The sequence below is a fragment of the Pedobacter sp. KBW06 genome (genome assembly GCF_003852525.1).
In the GTDB taxonomy this organism is placed as follows: Bacteria; Bacteroidota; Bacteroidia; order Sphingobacteriales; family Sphingobacteriaceae; genus Pedobacter.
The window spans coordinates 471,546-488,620 of record NZ_QAJL01000005.1; the positions used below are offsets into that span (position 1 = coordinate 471,546).

General features: G+C 43.2%; 11 protein-coding genes. All 11 read right to left on the reverse strand.

What is annotated here, in order from left to right; genetic code table 11:
* Positions 1-57: 57 nt before the first annotated feature.
* Positions 58-2,595 (reverse strand): zinc-dependent metalloprotease, encoded by a 2,538-nt coding sequence (locus DBR43_RS28205; RefSeq protein WP_124586675.1) that lies wholly within the window; start codon positions 2,593-2,595, stop codon positions 58-60.
* Between the two features lie 147 nt (positions 2,596-2,742).
* The gene (locus DBR43_RS28210; RefSeq protein WP_124586676.1) at positions 2,743-4,428 is read right to left on the reverse strand and encodes a protein-disulfide reductase DsbD family protein; all 1,686 of its coding nucleotides are present in this window, start codon (positions 4,426-4,428) and stop codon (positions 2,743-2,745) included.
* A 7-nt stretch (positions 4,429-4,435) separates the two neighbouring features.
* Positions 4,436-4,882, reverse strand: coding sequence for a protein-disulfide reductase DsbD N-terminal domain-containing protein (locus DBR43_RS28215; protein WP_074611169.1), 447 nt, complete (start codon positions 4,880-4,882; stop codon positions 4,436-4,438).
* A 72-nt stretch (positions 4,883-4,954) separates the two neighbouring features.
* The gene (locus DBR43_RS28220) at positions 4,955-6,154 is read right to left on the reverse strand and encodes a FecR family protein (RefSeq protein WP_124586677.1); all 1,200 of its coding nucleotides are present in this window, start codon (positions 6,152-6,154) and stop codon (positions 4,955-4,957) included.
* A 56-nt stretch (positions 6,155-6,210) separates the two neighbouring features.
* Positions 6,211-6,810, reverse strand: a complete 600-nt coding sequence (locus tag DBR43_RS28225) for an RNA polymerase sigma factor (RefSeq protein WP_124586678.1) — start codon at positions 6,808-6,810, stop codon at positions 6,211-6,213.
* A gap of 99 nt (positions 6,811-6,909) precedes the next feature.
* Entirely contained in the window at positions 6,910-8,319 is a 1,410-nt protein-coding gene (locus DBR43_RS28230; RefSeq protein WP_124586679.1) for a TolC family protein, read from the reverse strand.
* Between the two features lie 76 nt (positions 8,320-8,395).
* The gene (locus DBR43_RS28235) at positions 8,396-11,587 is read right to left on the reverse strand and encodes an efflux RND transporter permease subunit (protein WP_124586680.1); all 3,192 of its coding nucleotides are present in this window, start codon (positions 11,585-11,587) and stop codon (positions 8,396-8,398) included.
* An 8-nt stretch (positions 11,588-11,595) separates the two neighbouring features.
* On the reverse strand, positions 11,596-12,738 hold the full coding sequence (locus tag DBR43_RS28240) for an efflux RND transporter periplasmic adaptor subunit (protein WP_124586681.1): 1,143 nt from the start codon (positions 12,736-12,738) through the stop codon (positions 11,596-11,598).
* A gap of 164 nt (positions 12,739-12,902) precedes the next feature.
* Positions 12,903-13,502: a TetR/AcrR family transcriptional regulator gene (locus DBR43_RS28245; RefSeq protein ID WP_124586682.1), complete on the reverse strand. Its 600-nt coding sequence runs from the start codon at positions 13,500-13,502 to the stop codon at positions 12,903-12,905.
* Positions 13,503-13,648: 146 nt separating this feature from the next.
* Positions 13,649-14,977, reverse strand: coding sequence for a hypothetical protein (locus DBR43_RS28250; protein ID WP_124586683.1), 1,329 nt, complete (start codon positions 14,975-14,977; stop codon positions 13,649-13,651).
* 15 nt (positions 14,978-14,992) lie between these two features.
* Positions 14,993-17,038 carry a hypothetical protein gene (locus tag DBR43_RS28255; RefSeq protein ID WP_124586684.1) on the reverse strand — a complete coding sequence of 682 codons (2,046 nt, stop codon included), beginning with the start codon at positions 17,036-17,038 and terminating at the stop codon, positions 14,993-14,995.
* Positions 17,039-17,075 lie beyond the last annotated feature (37 nt).

Below are 17,075 nucleotides of genomic sequence, written 5' to 3' on the forward strand. Positions count from 1 at the left end.
CCCCCTCTGCTTTGTTTAACACAAATCCGGAGGGGGCTTTTTAATGTGGTAAATAATTTACGATTTCGGATTCAATGCGTTATTGATGCGCACCAATAAATCCTGTAAATGATATTTACTCAAACCTGTTGCTGCAGGAATGGCAAGGCGGACATCTTTGGCTAAGCCAGCCATGTGCGCACGGCTAATGCTGGATACATCTGAACTTGTAGGATCAGAAGACCTCATTCCAGGGAAACCACCGGGAGCGGCCGATGAAGGCGCTACCATCAGCTTACTCAGGTTGTCTATGTAAGCTTTCTGAAGGTTTCTTCTGTACACGTCGATGTTCTTATGACTGTACAATTCAGACCAGATTCCGCTTTTAAGGTCGGCAAACAGATGCTCCGCAGTATAGGCTTTGGCACCACTCATTACCTCTGCATTGATGAGTTTGCCAATGGTATTGGCATTCAGGAATCTCGATAAAGTACTTTTCTGAATTCCCTGAAAAACATCTACAGGATTAATCCCTGTGCGTTCGATCAATTCTTTGTTAATTAACCAGGTTGGGCTGGTAAACAATTGTGCATTTAAAAAGGTCATTGCTTCCTTTTGTGTTGCATAAGGAACAGCGACAAAAGAGGCACCGTTTTCTTCTACTGTTTTAGGTGTAGAATAGATTCCTCCGATATTTTTTGCTACATGGCCCATGTAGCGGCCATATTGACCTACCAGTTCGCCATATAACGTTTTTGCATTCTGGTAACCTTCATTTGGCTCTTTGCTCCAGGTCAATAAATTCGGCAAAATGCGTTTTAAGTTCTTAATTCCATAAGCAGAAGCCAGCATGGCATTGTCGCCAAGGTCTTCGTTCTGGTTGCGGGGATCATTTGGATCACTTTCTGTTCCGAAGATCAGGCGTTTGTTTCCGGAGATCCTGCTGATGATGTTTTTGTTGGAGCTCGCCAGTTCCTCTTGCGGGCCCTTAAACTCAGGCGTCCATTTATAACCCCATTCGATTGCCCATAAATCGTAATCACCGATTCTTGGGAAAATTCCTTTGGAGCTGATGTTATCTTCCGGCTGAGCAACATAGTTGAAACGGGCATAATCCATGATTGATGGCGTGTGTCCATTTTTTTCCACCCATTGTTTGTCTCTTAATTTTTCTACCGGTACAGTTGCTGAAGATCCGAAATTATGACGCAATCCCAGGGTATGTCCGATTTCATGAGAAGACACAAAACGGATCAGTTCTCCCATCAGTTTATCGTCGAAAGTCATTTTCCGTGCTGCAGGGTCAACTGCTGCGGCCTGGATCAGGTACCAGTTTCTAAGGATTAACATCACATTGTGGTACCAGTTTACATGCGTTTCCAGGATTTCTCCGGTACGTGGATCATGAACGTGAGGTCCGCTTGCGTTTGGAATGTCTGAAGGTTTGTATACAATGACGTTATGTCTGGCATCTTCCAGGCTCCATGCCGGATCTGAAGGTGCTTCTTTGGCTACAATTGCATTTTTAAATCCTGCTTTTTCGAAGGCTGCCTGCCAGTCGTTTACTCCCTGGATCAGGTATGGCACCCATTTTTTAGGCGTTGCAGGATCAATATAATAAACGATTTGTTTTTTAGGCTCTACCAGCTCTCCTCTTTTGTATTTCTCGATGTCTTCCGCTTTAGGCTCTAATCTCCATCTTGTGATCAGGGAAAGGTTTTTTACCCCCTGAGGGTTGGAATCAAAATCTACGAAACCAGTGGCAAAATAACCCACACGCGGATCAAAATACCTTGCCTTCATTTGTGAAGCAGGCAATAAGACCATCGAGCTGTTCAGCTCGTAAGTAGCCGGGCTTGCACTTGGCGCTCCCCCCATTCCACCCGGCATTGGCGGAGCAGACTTTGCGTAGGTTTTCAGGGTCCGGATCTCAATGTTCAGCGGATAAGCTTTGATCTCTTTGATGTAACTTCTGTCGTTCATCATCCCGGTCAGGTTTAACGCTTTTTTCACAGAAGGATCAAAAAAGAAAATCTCATTGTCGCCATTCATGTAATCTGTCACATCGATAACCACTCCTTTGGCACCCGAAACAGAGTCTTTAGCAAATGCTTTGATGTCAAATGAAGCGACCAATGGCTGAACATTTGAGTTCATCACAGATTTATACAAACCTTGTGCTGTCGTATCCTGTGAGCGTTCTCCATAAGAAATGCTTTTTAAGAATAACTTGTTGGCCGGTCCTTTTTGAAAAGAGATGACGTTATCGCCAATCTGGTCTCCGCCGTAACCCATCATTTGTGAACGGTTGCCGGCAGCAGCCTTACTGATTCTATTGACGATAAGAATCTCCCGCTCCAGCAAAGAATCGGGGATTTCGAAGAAGTAACGGTCTTCGATGTTGTGTACTTTAAACAGTCCTTTATCTGTTTTTGCTTTGGCGGTGATCACTTCAGCATAAGGCTTAGGCCCGTTTGCTGCAGGTGGGCGGTTAACCGCATTCGGATTTGCAACGGGACTTACCGAAGCCGCATTTTTCTTTGGGTTTTTCTGTTGAGCAAAACCCTGAAAACCGGCACCCAGGAGTACCAGCGTGATCAAACTTAATCTTTTCATTAGTTATAAATTGGTTTTTTAGATCTATTTGTTCCTTAATCCCGGAACGGGCTATTTGTGGTGTTTAATTTTAGATGACATTTTAAAACGATGGGCGGCATCCACCGACCATCGTTTTTACTATTAACTATTAACCTAAATTTTCAATTATTTATTGAAAGTCTTTAAGCCACTATTGAGGAATTCAAGATATTCCCCGGCATTGTAATTTGCACCTGTAGGTGGTGCCAGCAATTGCCCGTCATGACCAAGTAAGACGTAAAATGGCTGTGAGTTGGAGTTAAACCGGGCGGCCTGAAAGTCGCTCCATTTGTTTCCAATAGTATTTACAGCTTTACCGCTGAATTTAGATTTAAATTTTTCGTTTTCTGCAAGTTCCGTTTTATCATCTACATAGAGCTGAATGATGACATATTCATTGTTCAGCTTGCTGAATACCGCTTTATCCGGCCAGACATTCGCTTCCATTTGTCTGCAATTTACACAGGCATGGCCGGTGAAATCAATCATGACAGGCTTCTTCACTTTTTTTGCATAAGCCATTCCCTCTTCGTAATCAAAGAATACGTTCAGATTTAAAGGAGCATGAAAGATCTCCGAATATTTATGAGGACCTTCCTCATGTTTTACCGCAGGGCCATTTGATGCACCGGTTAAGGTTGGCGTATACAAATCGAAATCCTGAGTCGCCTGAGGCGGAAGAAATGCAGATACCGATTTTAAAGGTGCTCCCCATAATCCGGGAATCATGTATACCGTAAATGACAGCACCACTACAGCTATCAGCAACCTCGGAACGGAAATGAAGTTCACCGGGCTGTCATGGGAAAATTTAAGTTTTCCAAGCAGGTAGAGGCCCATCAATCCGAAGATCACGATCCAAAGTACCAGGAACACTTCCCTGTCAAACCAGTTCCAGTGGTAAGCAAGGTCTACATTGCTTAAAAATTTCATCGCCAGTGCCAGCTCCAAAAAGCCAAGCACCACCTTTACACTGTTTAACCAGCCGCCTGATTTAGGCAAAGCACTTAACCAGGATGGAAACATGGCAAACAAAGCAAAAGGAATGGCCAGGGCAAATGAGAACCCAAACATGCCTATTGCCGGACCTAACAACGCGCCACTTGTAGCAGCCTGCACCAGTAAGGTCCCGATAATTGGTCCTGTACAGGAGAAGGAAACCAGCGCAAGTGTGCCCGCCATAAAGAACAAGCCTGCAAGGCCTCCTTTATCGGAGTTGGCATCCATTTTATTGACCCATGAGGAAGGAAGGGTAATTTCAAATGCACCCAGAAAGGACATGGCAAAGATCAGCAGTAAAATAAAGAACAGAAAGTTGAATACCCCGTTTGTGGACAGGCTATTGAGTGCATCCGGCCCGAAAAGGACAGTCACCAGTAATCCCAGTACCACATAGATTACAATAATAGATAAACCATAAAACATCGCCCTGCTCACTGCTTTTCCTTTTGTCTGACTTCCTTTAGTAAAAAAGCTGACTGTTAAAGGAAGCATCGGAAAAATACAAGGCATCAGTAATGCCGCCAGACCTCCAATGAAACCTGCGATAAAGATGGCGATCAGACCTTGCTTTTCTTCCTTCTTTACCAGAGGCTTAGCCGGGTCTGTAACAGCAGCACTATCCTTTGCCGGACTAAGCACAGTAGCGGTGATACTATCTTTATGTGTGCTATCTGGTTTAATTTCAGTGAATTCTATATCACTAAACGCGGTATCTGCTTCCTGAGCGAAGGCCGCTGTAACCGACCCAAAAAACATGAGGAGTCCCATGACGAGCATTTTTATGCTCGTCTGATTGTATTTTAAAGTCATTTTCTGCTTACTTTACAGGGATGGAAAATTCAACTGTTTCTGGAGGAAGGCATTGAGAATCGTCACAAACCATGAATTCCAAAGTACCTTTAACCGTAGCATTTGCGCCGGTTAATTTGATTTTTTGCTGGAAGATCACAGAGTTCTCAAAATAACCAACGTTCATGTCAAAAGCTTTTTCAAACTTCACGATTGGTTTTGGTTCTGTGGTTTTGCCATTCAGTTTGTAAGTCTTTGCAGGAGTAAATTTGAAGGAGGTTTTTACAGGTCCGCCATCTGGTATATTCTGCGAATACAGGTGCCATCCTTCTTCTACACTTGCTTTAAGGTATAAGGTAGCTTCTGTTTTTGACGTCTTTTTTGCCGCGTAACTCCATTTTACCGGTTTTAGGATCTGGCTGCTGGCGGTCATGCTGAAAAGTAAAGCGACAGCAAATAAGAATAGGTTTTTCATGTTGTTGTTTTTTATGTGTTAGCAAACTTATATATTACGTGATATACGGTGGTTATTTTTCTTAACTAATGGTTATTGTTTACTGGTTGTCTCTGTATAGGGCATGACAATAATTTTGTTTCCTTCTACCTTAAACTGGATTGATTTTGTAAGTTCCATAATCCGGAGTACCTGTGATAAATTCTTCATCCTCGATACTTGTCCGCCGAAACGGATATTGCTCACATCTCCCCTATATTCTACCTCTATATTATACCATCTCGAAAACTGGCGCATGATGCTAAAAATGCTTTCATCATTAAACCAAAACAGGCCTTGTTTCCAGTCGATCACTGAGCTGGCATCTACCTGGCTTACCTTAATATCAGTTAAGACATCAGACTGGTCTCCGGGTTTAAGCACTGTTGTTTGATTTGACGGGAGTTTCACTTTTACACTTCCTTCAATCAGGGTGGTTTTTACCCCATTTTCATCTTCATAAGCATTGATGTTGAAATGGGTCCCCAATACTTCTACCTCCTGTTTCCTGGTTTTCACCATGAAAGGCATGTGTTTGTTTTTCGCCACTTCAAAATAAGCTTCACCGGTAAGTTCTACGTTTCTTTCCTTACCCGTAAATGCGGAGGGGTATTTCAGGGAGGAAGCCGCATTTAGCCAAACCATAGTGCCATCGGGAAGGGCAATTCTGTATTGTCCGCCTTTGGGCGTTGCGATGGTATTGTAACCCACTTTTACATGGCTTAATCCCGGACGTGCCGTATATAACAACCTTCCATCTGCAGTTTTTGTGATCTGAACGCCGGATTCTTTAGCAATCTCTCCATTAGCCACATCATCCAGTGCGATATGGGAACCATCAGAAAGGGTCAGCACGGCCTTATTGCCACCGGGCTTAATGTATTCCCCTTTTTGTCCGGCAAATTCCAAAGGAAGGACCGTTTTGGTGTATTTTGAATTGAGGTAATAAGCACCAAAAGCTACGGTGAAGAATACCGCTGCTGCTGCCGTCCATCTTAAGGCCGGGAGGAAAGAAGTGATCTTCGGCTCCCTTAAGGTGGTCTGCAGTTTAACGCGTTCATAAACCATATCCAGCTCTTCTTTTGTTGCGGTCGCCGAAAAATCCTCCGAAGATAAATCTTCAGTAAAAAGACTTTCCAGTTCCTCACGGTAGCCGGGATCATGCAAAAGCGATAACAGCTGCTGCTTCTCCGGCACAGTTAAGGTTCCTGAACGGTAACCTGCTAAAAGTGATTTGAATGTTTCTGGTGTCATTACAATTATATAGACAGTTAAAAAGAAAAGTTGTGGGGGTGGTATTTAATTTTTTTTTATTGATTCCTGGAAAACAGCCATAACAACAGCATATAGCGGTAATTATTTTCCAGAAAAATGCGGAGGTTCTTCAGGGCCTTGCTCATGTGCTCCCTTACCACGTCATAGGAAATGGACAGTTGCTCGGCAATTTGTTTATGGCTTAAGCCTTCTTCCCTGCTCAGTTTATAAATCTGCTGTTGCCGGGGGGAAAGACTTTCTACCCCTTTTTTGATGAGCTGTTCCAATTCCCGGAAATCGATCTCATTGCCGGAAACGGCTGCGATCTTATGTTTCTCCTCAGGCTGGAATTCTTCCAGTGTCTCCATGGGAACCTGTTTCTGAAGCTCATTGATGAGTTGATTTCTGGAAATGGTGTTTAGCCAGGCCGGGAAGCTTTTCACATAAGGCAGTTCCCCTCTGTTGTTCCAGACTTTAACAAAGATTTCCTGTACGGCATCCTGTGCCAGAAAAGGGGATTTGAGGTACTTCATGCCCATAGCATACACCTTACCTGCGTATTTTTCGTACAACAGGTTGAATGCGGATTCGTTGCCCCCTGCAACTTCTTCCATCAATTCCAGCTCGGTATAACCTTCGGGTCTATTAAATAACACGGCCTTTATAAAGGATCATATAAAGGCCAATGTTAAATAATTAAAACTTTAGTTTTATCATTTCGCGATGTAAATTTTACAATACGATCGCTGCAGGGATTAGAATCCGCCTCCCAAAGAACGGTAAAGTTCTACCGAGGCGTTTAGCTGTGCTGTTTTTATGCTGGCCAGTTCCAATTCGCTCTGAAGAGAATTGCTTTGTGCCGTAATGACTTCCAGATAATTCGCCATTCCGTTTTTAAACAACAGATTGGCATTTTTTACGGCTTGCTGTAAAGTGCCTACCCTGTTTTGCGCAATGGTATACTGTTGTTTCAGTTTTTCAATTTTCACAAGTTCATCAGAAACTTCTCCTACAGCGTTCAGTACGGATTGTCTGAATTCAATCACTGTTTTTTCACGATCGATCTTTGCCCTTTCATATTGTGTTCTCAACTGTTTGCGTTGAAAGATCGGCTGTGTGATCCCTCCTGCTACTGTTCCGAATAAGGAAGCCGGAATGTTGAACCAGTTGCTCGCTTTAAAGGCATTGAGTCCTCCGCTGGCGGTAATGCTCAAAGAAGGGTATAAACCAGCTTTGGCAATTCCCACCTGGGCATTGGAGATGTTTAAAGAAAGCTCTGCGCTTTTTACATCCGGTCTTCTGCTCACCATCGCCGATGGAAATCCTGCTGAAAGTTGCTCCGGAAAGGATATTTTGTTCAGGTTGGCTGTTCTGGCAATTGCTTTAGGAAGCTGGCCCGCTAAAATACTCAATGCATTCTCCTGGATACTGATGTTCTGCTCCAGTTCCGGGATCAGCTGTGCCGCCACCAGTTGCTGGGCCTCTGCCTGCTGAATGGCCAGCGAGGTTACCTGTCCGGCATCAAACTGCATATGGATGATTTTTAAGGTGCTATCGCTTAAAGCCAGGTTTCTTTTGGCAACCGTCATTTGTTCATCCATCATCAATAAGCGGTAATAACCTTGTGCCACGTTTGCAACCAAACGGGTTTGGATTGCTTTTTTAGCTTCCGCAGTTTGCAGGTAAGTGGCCAGTGCCGCTTGTTTCTGACTTCTGATCTTTCCCCAGATGTCGGCTTCCCAGCTCAGGCCAAGGTTGGCATTGTAATCCTCGATGTGTTTGGTCTTTAAAAACTGGCCTGCACTCAGGCCGTTCAGGCTGTTGTCTGAAGGACGGTTGGTATTGGCGGTAATGTTCAGGTTCAGCTGTGGCAGGTTTCCCAGTTTAGACTGTCTGAACAATAAATCAGCAGATTCCATATTTTTCAGGGCAATCTGCAAATCGTAATTTCTAAGCAGCGCAGTATCCAGCAAATTCTGAAGGGTCTGGTCTGTAAAAAACTGTTTAACCGTAAGGTTGGCGATACTGGTTGAATCTGCAGAGGCTGCATTCCTGAATTGTTCCGGAATACTGGCCTTTGGGATTACCACATCTTTTGAAACTTTACAACCGGCAAGTAGGATCAGGATCACTATCGGTGCAAGTCTGTTTATATATGTTCTCATTAGTTCTATTGCTGTTGTTATTGTGGATGATTTCTGAATGAATTTAAACTCATTCAGAAATCATTTATTAAATCAATTAAGAGTAGATGATGTTGGCTTCAGGATTTACAGTTACCCCATGACCGATTTCTTCTGCTACCGGTGGTTTTCCGCTTACTTTCTCCTGAAGGTACTGGAAGATCACAAATAACACCGGAATGATGAACAAGCCCAGTATTACGCCGGAGATCATCCCTCCTGCCGCACCAATACTGATCGAGTGGTTACCCAGGGCTGATGGTCCTGTGGCAGTCATCATCGGGATTAATCCCACAATAAATGCCAGGGAAGTCATGATGATCGGACGTAAACGCAGTTTCGCAGCTTCTAAAGCAGCAGCGATTAAGGTTTTTCCTGCTTTTCTACGCTGTACCGCATATTCTACAATCAAGATGGCGTTTTTAGCGAGCAAGCCGATCAGCATCACCAATGCCACCTGTACATAAATGTTATTTTCGATTCCGGTAAGTCCGATGGCTACGAATACCCCGAACACACCTGCAGGAATGGAAAGCACTACTGCTAAAGGCAGGATATAACTTTCATATTGTGCAGATAACAGGAAGTAAACAAATACCAGACACAGCATAAAGATGATCGTGGATTGTCCGCCGGAAGAAATTTCCTCTTTCGTTAAACCCGAGAATTCGAAGGAATAACCTGAAGGAAGGTGTTTCTGAGCTACTTCTTCTACTGCTTTAATCGCATCACCAGAGCTGTATCCAGGTTTGGCAATGGCATTTACCCCAATCGAGTTGAACAGGTTATACCTGGAAGCAGTTTCTGCGCCATATACCCTTGATAGCGTAGCTACCGTGCTGATCGGAACCATTTCACCTTGTTTGTTTTTAACATATACCGCATCCATGGCCGAAGCATCTGAACGGTCGGCGATATCTGCCTGTACCATCACCCTGTAATACTTACCAAAGCGGTTGAAATCTGAAGCTTGTGCACTTCCGAAATATGCCTGCATGGTTTGCAGGATGTCTTTGGTGTTGATGCCCAGTTGTTCTGCTTTCTCGTCGTCGATTTTAAGTTCCAATTGAGGATAATCCGCTTTAAAGGTGGTAAAGGCCACAGCGATTTCCTTACGTTTCATCAGCTCACCAATGAAATTATAGGCAATACCACTGAATTTATCCAGTTTACCTCCGCTTTTATCCTGTAACACCAGGTCCAAACCATCCACGTTACTGAAACCGGGAACTGTAGGGAAGGTGAAGACAAAGAAATTGGCTCCTTTTACGGTAGATAATTTCCCCCTGATGTCGTTCATGATGTCGTTGATGCCTTTTAATTTACCACGTTCTTCCGTTGGTTTCAGCAGGACGAAAGCAACCCCCGCCGAAGGACTGGTACTTTGGGTCATGATGTTAAAACCGGAAAGCACGTTTAACAGGCGGTTCGATTCTAAAGGCATCAGTATTTTTTCTGCTTCTTTTAATGCTTCAGTGGTACGTTCCAGGGAAGCACCGGCAGGCATAGATAGTGCAATAGCGATAAAGCCCTGATCTTCAGAAGGAATAAATCCTGTAGGTGTTTTCTTAACCATCCAGATGGTAGAAAGGGTAATGATGATCAAACCTGCGATACCTACCCATTTAAAACGGATGAGGAACCTTAAACTGCCAATGTATTTGTTGGTTAAGCTGTTAAAACCACTGTTAAATCCGATGAAGAAACGTTCTTTAAAGGTAGTTTTTACTGCTTCATGTTTGTTGGCATGTGGATTTTTAAGGAACAATGCGCAAAGTGCAGGACTTAAAGTCAATGCATTTACAGCGGAGATCACAATGGCGATGGCCAGGGTAAAAGCAAACTGTCTGTAGAATACACCTGTAGAACCTTCCATGAACCCTACCGGTAAGAATACCGCCGACATTACCAGGGTAATGGAGATGATGGCTCCGGTAATTTCCTGCATCGCAGAAGCTGTTGCCGCTTTTGGAGACAAATTATGGTGTTCCATTTTGGCATGCACCGCCTCCACCACCACGATCGCATCATCCACCACGATACCAATGGCGAGTACCAGGGCAAATAAGGTCAGGAGGTTAATCGAGAAACCGAAGAGCTGCATGAAGAAGAATGTTCCTATGATCGCAACGGGTACGGCAATTGCCGGAATCAGCGTTGAACGGAAATCCTGAAGGAAGATAAATACGACAATAAATACCAGGATAAAGGCTTCAATCAAGGTATGTTTCACCTGATCAATAGACTGATCGAGGGATACTTTGGTACTGTACAGTACATCGTACTTTACTCCTTTAGGAAAATCTCTCTCTGCTTTTTTCATGAAATCCTGAATCTTGATCTGGATTTCATTCGCATTGGAACCTGCAAGCTGTAAAATCCCCACATCAATTCCCGGTTTTCCGTTGATTCGGGTTAAACTTCCATAAGTGTAAGCACCAAACTCTACTCTCGCTACATCTTTAAGTCTCAATATCGAACCGTCTGCATTGGAACGGATCACCATATTTTCATAGTCCTTAGGCTGGTTCAGCTTACCTTTATATTTGATCACATATTCAAAAGCGTTCTTGCTGCTCTCTCCGAATTTTCCCGGAGCCGCTTCTACATTTTTGTTTTGGATGGCGGCCATTACTTCATTGGGCATCAGGTTGTAACTGGCCATTTGCGCCGGATTTAACCAAACCCTCATGGAGTAATCCTTGTTTCCGCCAAAGATGCTGGCAGAACCTACACCCGGGATCCTTTTGATCTCCGGAATCAGGTTGATCTGTGCATAGTTTGCCAGGAAAGTCTGATCATAATCCGATTCTTTATCGGTGTACATATCCAGTACCATGATCAGACTGTTCTGTTGTTTGGCAGTGGTGACACCGGCTTGTACCACCTCAGCCGGAAGCTGACTGGTTGCCTGTGCCACCCTGTTTTGTACGTTTACGGCAGCCTGATCGGGATTGGTTCCCAGCTTAAAGTAAACGGTGATCACGAGTGATCCATCATTACTTGCAGTAGAGCTCATGTAACTCATTCCCTCTACCCCATTGATGGATTCTTCCAGGGAAGGTGCTACTGAACGCAATACAGTTTCCGCATTTGCACCCGGATATAGTGCCATTACCTGTACGGCCGGCGGGGCAATATCAGGGAATTGTTGGAGTGGTAATTTTGAGAGTCCGAGCACTCCAAAGATCACTAACAAAATAGAGATCACGGTTGCAAGGACCGGTCTTTGTATGAATATCTTAAACATGACTGGTCTTAATTAGCGGCAATTTTTAATGTTTTTTCTTCTTTTGATACTTCTGGGGTAATGGCATCACCGTCTTTCAGGATTTCCATTCCTTTGGAGACGATCCTGTCACCGGATTTCAAACCATCTTTGATCAGGTAGTTCGTACCACTGATCCCGATGACTTTGATCGGCTGTTTGGCTACTTTATTGTCTTTACCTACTGCATATACGAACACTTTGTCCTGTACTTCTACGGTGGCCGACTGAGGAACCATCATGGCATCCTGATGTTGCAGGCTTAACCTTACTTTACCTGTATTACCAGATCTCAATAAACCGGAAGCATTCGGAAAGCTCGCTCTTAGTGTGATGGAACCTGTAGTTTTGTCAAACTGTCCGTCGATCATATCGATTTTACCTTTTTCGGCATAAGTGCCATTGTCGGACAATACCAGCTCTACAGGAGGAAGGTTTTTTAATTTTCCTGCAGCAGTTGCAGCAGGGTATTTCTCTTTGAAACTGATGAAATCAGCTTCGCCTAAAGAAAAATAAACATGCACCTCATGTACATCAGAAAGGTTGGTTAAAGGCAAAACATCCGAAGGGGAAACCAGGCTGCCTTGTTTCTTAGGCAAACGGCCAATATATCCGCTTACCGGAGCTTTGATGAGGGTATAACCCAAATTGATCTGTGCCGTACCTACACTCGCTTTTGCCTGGGCAACATTGGCTACAGCGATCTGATGCGCAGTTTTTGCAGTCTTTAGCTGAATGTCAGAAACCACTTTGTTTTGTACCAGGGGAACGAGTTTGTCCACTTCAAGCTGCGCATTCAATACGGCGGCTTCTGCGGCGCGTTGATTTGCTTTGGCATTGTTCAGCTGCTCTGTAAAAGGAAGCGAGTTGATTTTGAATAAAGGTTGTCCTGCTTTAACCAAGGCACCTTCATTTACAAGCACCTGCTCTAAAACACCGCCCACCTGCGGACGAATTTCCAGATCTATCGCACCTTGTACGGATGCCGGGTACTCCTGATAAGTGGTTTCTGCGCTTTTAGTGATGGAGATCACAGGCAATGCTGGTGCTGGTGCTGTACTGGCAACCTGCATCGGTTCGCTGGAACAGCCAAAAAGAAATATGGCGGTGGAAAGTAAAATTATTGTTTTCATAACGCTAGTAGATTGTTTAACAGTGTTAAGTGATTGCGGGAAGTTGGGGTAATATTTCATGATATGTTTGATTTAAAGAGGGTGTAACGTGGATAAGTAATTTAACAGTGTTAAGTAACTGTTAATAAAAAAACGGATTCTGATTAAAACCCGTTTGCGATGATTTAATCGTTGATGTATTTTATAATTCCTTTGAGTGCATCTCTCAGGATGTGTTGATTTGTTTCATTGTCGGTGCCTTTTCTTACAAAGTTGATGGAAATCAAACCATGTACAACAGACCAGAAGGTGAAGTATTTCCTGCAGACCAGGTCATCATTAATGGGATCGGCCGTCATCAGCGCCTTAATGGCATCGCAAATGATGTTTGTGGTTCCCTCCGCTTCCGGGAAGGCTTTCATCACTTCGCAGCAGTTCATATCTACGCCATACATCAGCTGATACAGCTCTTTGTATTTAAAGGCAAAATTCCAGTAGGCCAGCCACATCCCTTCCAGTTGATCTTCAGGAAGTGTATGTTTGCTTTTTTCTGCTTTCAATTCCTGCAATAAGATGATGTATCCTTTTCTGGTTAACTCCAGCAGGATTCCTTCTTTATTGGCAAAGTATTCGTAGATGATTGGTGCTGTATATTCTATCTTATCCGCAATCTTTCTCATACTGAGCGACTGCCAGCCATCTTCTTTCACGATTTCCAGAGCTGCATCTAGTATATTGAGTCTTGTTTCCTCTTTCAACCGCTGTATGCGTTCTTTACTTCCCATTGGTTTAGAAAATTGAATAGTGTAAATAATTTAACACTGTTAAGCAAATGTACAGCGCATTTGGAATATTAATATCATCACTTTGTCAAATCCCATAAAAAGCCCCTCAGTGGTATCTGAAGGGCTTTTTATTATTTGTGTTTTTTTTACTTAATCAATTGAGAAAAGGAATTGACATTTTTTCTCTTGAAATCTATCTGTCCCTGGAGCCTCCCCTTTTTGGCATCCAGCTTTGTTGCGGTCAACTTCAAATTTGTAAAGGGCTCTAAATAGGAATTCAGCAAAGGAAATTGCTTTTGCGCTTTAATCCGGCTGATGTCTGCTTCTGCATAGAAGAAATACGGGCTTTTTATCAATTCCGTCCGGAAGCTGTCCCCTTCTTTAGTGCTCAGCTGCCAGCCATCGTTTTGTCTGGAACTAAAAACCTGATACAATGGAAACAATTCCCTGTTCAATTGATTGGTATCGTTAATGATGTCTTTCATTTTCAGGTACCTTAACACAGGATCAGGATTGCCGCTAAAGCTGAGTTTCAAATGAGGTACCGCTGTTGCTTTGAGTGTTGTCTGTGCGACCTTCTCAAAGTCGTCATTGTATTCGTAAGTGATCACTGGCTCCTGCTGCGTGATGTTCTTATCCAGTTCCAGGGAAACATAAGCACCGTAAGACTTCAGTAAGCTGTCTGACTGCAAATTGAAATTCCTGAAATTAAATTCCTGATGTGCTAAAATAGAAGTCAGCCCTGCGTTCAGCCAGATTTTTAAGGCGGCATCTTTAGCGAAGCTGTTTCTATAGCCGGTTTGCTCCGGAATTCCCAAGTCTGAAACCGGGAAAGTGCAGTCGACCAGGGCCTGTCCATCCTTGAAGTTGAGACTTCCCTGGTACCCGTTAAAGTTCCAGCTCAGATGTCCAGTTGCTTTTTTCAAAGCAATCATTTCCGGGGCTGCAGGATCCATCATGTTCTTTTGTTCCAGCAAATCATTCAGGATTGCGGTTACGGCTTCTTTTTTTAAGCTATAGGCCATGGCAAGATTTTTTGCGTTGTAAACAACAGTCAGCCTTTGATCTGCTGAGCTTCCTGTACTGGTACCGTTTGCGTTTCTTTGAAAGGTTTTTAGCTTAAAAACACGTTTCAGGTATGGTTCAAGCGCCGCACTGTCGGCTACGGATAAAGTACAGAAATAAGTCCCTGCAGATTTCGAATGAAGTGTATAGACAAAGATATTTGCCGGTAAAGAAATCCCCCTCGCACTGCTTCCCTCTTTTTTGTCCGCGCTTAAATAATAGCCGGGATTGCTGATAAAATCCGCTGACATGGTTTTAAAAATTCCATCAAGATTAATCTTGAAAACCAGGTCTGCATCTTTATGAATTTTGTTTTGATACGAACGGTATTCCCGGAATTGCAAATACCCGTAAACGGAAATCAGCAGCAATATGACTATTGCTGCTGATATTTTTAATATTCTTTTCATCGGTGCGTCTTTTGACTACTTCAGATTTTCAATCACTGAGAACAAATATTTCAATGAGTTTTTTTGATCTGCCGGTGTGTCCATGCTGATTTCTCCGGCAAAGGTATTGCCATTCATCGGATAAGACCTGATGTAGATATCTCCCAGAGAATTCAGGGTTTTATTGGCTTTCTCGATTTTAGCCGGGCTTCCCAATTCTTCTGCAGGTATTTTTCCCGCCAGTCTTTTCGGACTGAAATAAGCCGCATAGTTGTTTCCTAACAATGCGCTTTTATGTCTGCCGGAAACTTTAGCCTGATACGTATTGCTCACGATCTGCTCCATTTCCGTGGCATTGGTACCCAGGAAAATAATACCTTCTTTAATGGCGAAATATAAAGCGAGCGGGCTTTTAGGGATCGTCACTTCATAATAGCTGTTTTTACTCTTTACCACTTCTTTTTTTACACCATAGGCGATCAATTTGTTGATCAACCGGGTGTCTTCGGTAGAGATCATTGCAAGGAAGTCTGGCAAAGTCTCTTTTTTTGTTTTCATGACTTCAGTAGTCTCGAAGTTTTCTTCATTATAATCATAAGATTTATAAGAAACTTCTTTTTGAGACAGTCCGTTGAAAATAAAGATTCCATCACCTTTGATCACTTTACTGATGGCTTCTTCGTCTAATACTAAAGAGAAAAGATCTGTCGCCATTCCGATTTCATCCGAATAAAGTGATCCGTAGATTTTAGAAACCAGTTTAGGGTATTCCTGCAGATACGCTTTGGTATCCATTGAATAAGCCATGTAGCCGATTAATTTATCTTCATTTACGTATTTCAGGAAAGCCTTGTTCAATTTTCTCTGGTGTACTTTCCTCAATACGCTACCCATTTCTTCACTAAAAGTCATTGCAGAGCTGATGCGGATAGATTTTTCCTCCAGATACAATTTCGCATTTGCCGTTCCATAGCCGCTCAGGACATTGAAATCCTTCAGATATGTAGTAGAAGGGATAAATGCATTTCCTAATTTCTCTACACCTGCAACCCAAATGGTGGCTTCCGCTTTCTGATCTATATTTTTAGTAAAGTCTGCGTTTTTCAGGATGGAATTCTGGCCGTTACCGGTAAAAGCATCATCTATCATTTTAACGGTCCAACGTGCTACTACTGCGGTTTTAATCGTCTTATCTTTATAATACGGTGAGTTCTTATCTTCGTAATAGGAATAAGCCGTGTCTACCACAATTGCTGCGCTATCAACAGCAGCAGCAGCGGCCTCTGCAGCAGCTGAGGCGGCATCCATATAGGCCTCTTCTGCAGGCTGTACCTTAACGGGTTTCTTTTTATAAGATTTCTTAGCTGATTTTTTCCCTTTTAATTTGGTTTTTCTGGATTTCGCAGCATGGCTGCTTTTCTTTTTAGATCTTGAGCGTGCTTTAGGCTCATCTACCATTACCTCGCTGGCATCCATCACCTGATCGCCGGCAGCTGCAACATCAGTAGCATCCACAGTTGCCGCTGAATCTACCGCAACAGCTTCCTGAGGTACTTCAATAACCGACATTCCGAAGCGTTCGCGAATCTCAGGGCGGTCAAAATAGGCGCTTCTTCCATCTGCCAATACCATCAGCAACATTTCATCATTCCAACGCATGATCTTTGAAGAGTCTGCATTGAAAAATGTTCTTAGCTTGCCGTTAACGCTAAACTTCTTACCTGATTGCTCAAATACTTTGTCCAGCTGAGCCAGGTTTTTTACCGGGGCAAGAAAGCAGTTGTAACTAACGCTGTCGTTCGTTTGGTTGTAATAATAGAAGGAAGAGGACAGGTTAAATCCGAAATCTTCCACACTGTTATAATTGTTGTTTTGTTCTTTTGCCAGTTTGCTGAACATTTCCTTTCCGATAAAAGTATTGTTAAACTCCTCGGCCGACATCAGTTCAAGAAAGTTGTTTCCCTTAATGGTCATCACCGCCATGGCATCAGCCGGTATTTTACGGGAAAGGTCCTGGGCATTAACTGTCAGTGTACCCAGTAGAAAAGCACCGGTAACTGCAGATTTAAAAAAGTAATTCATGCGTAGATTGATAATTTAGATAGGTAAAAATGTAGAT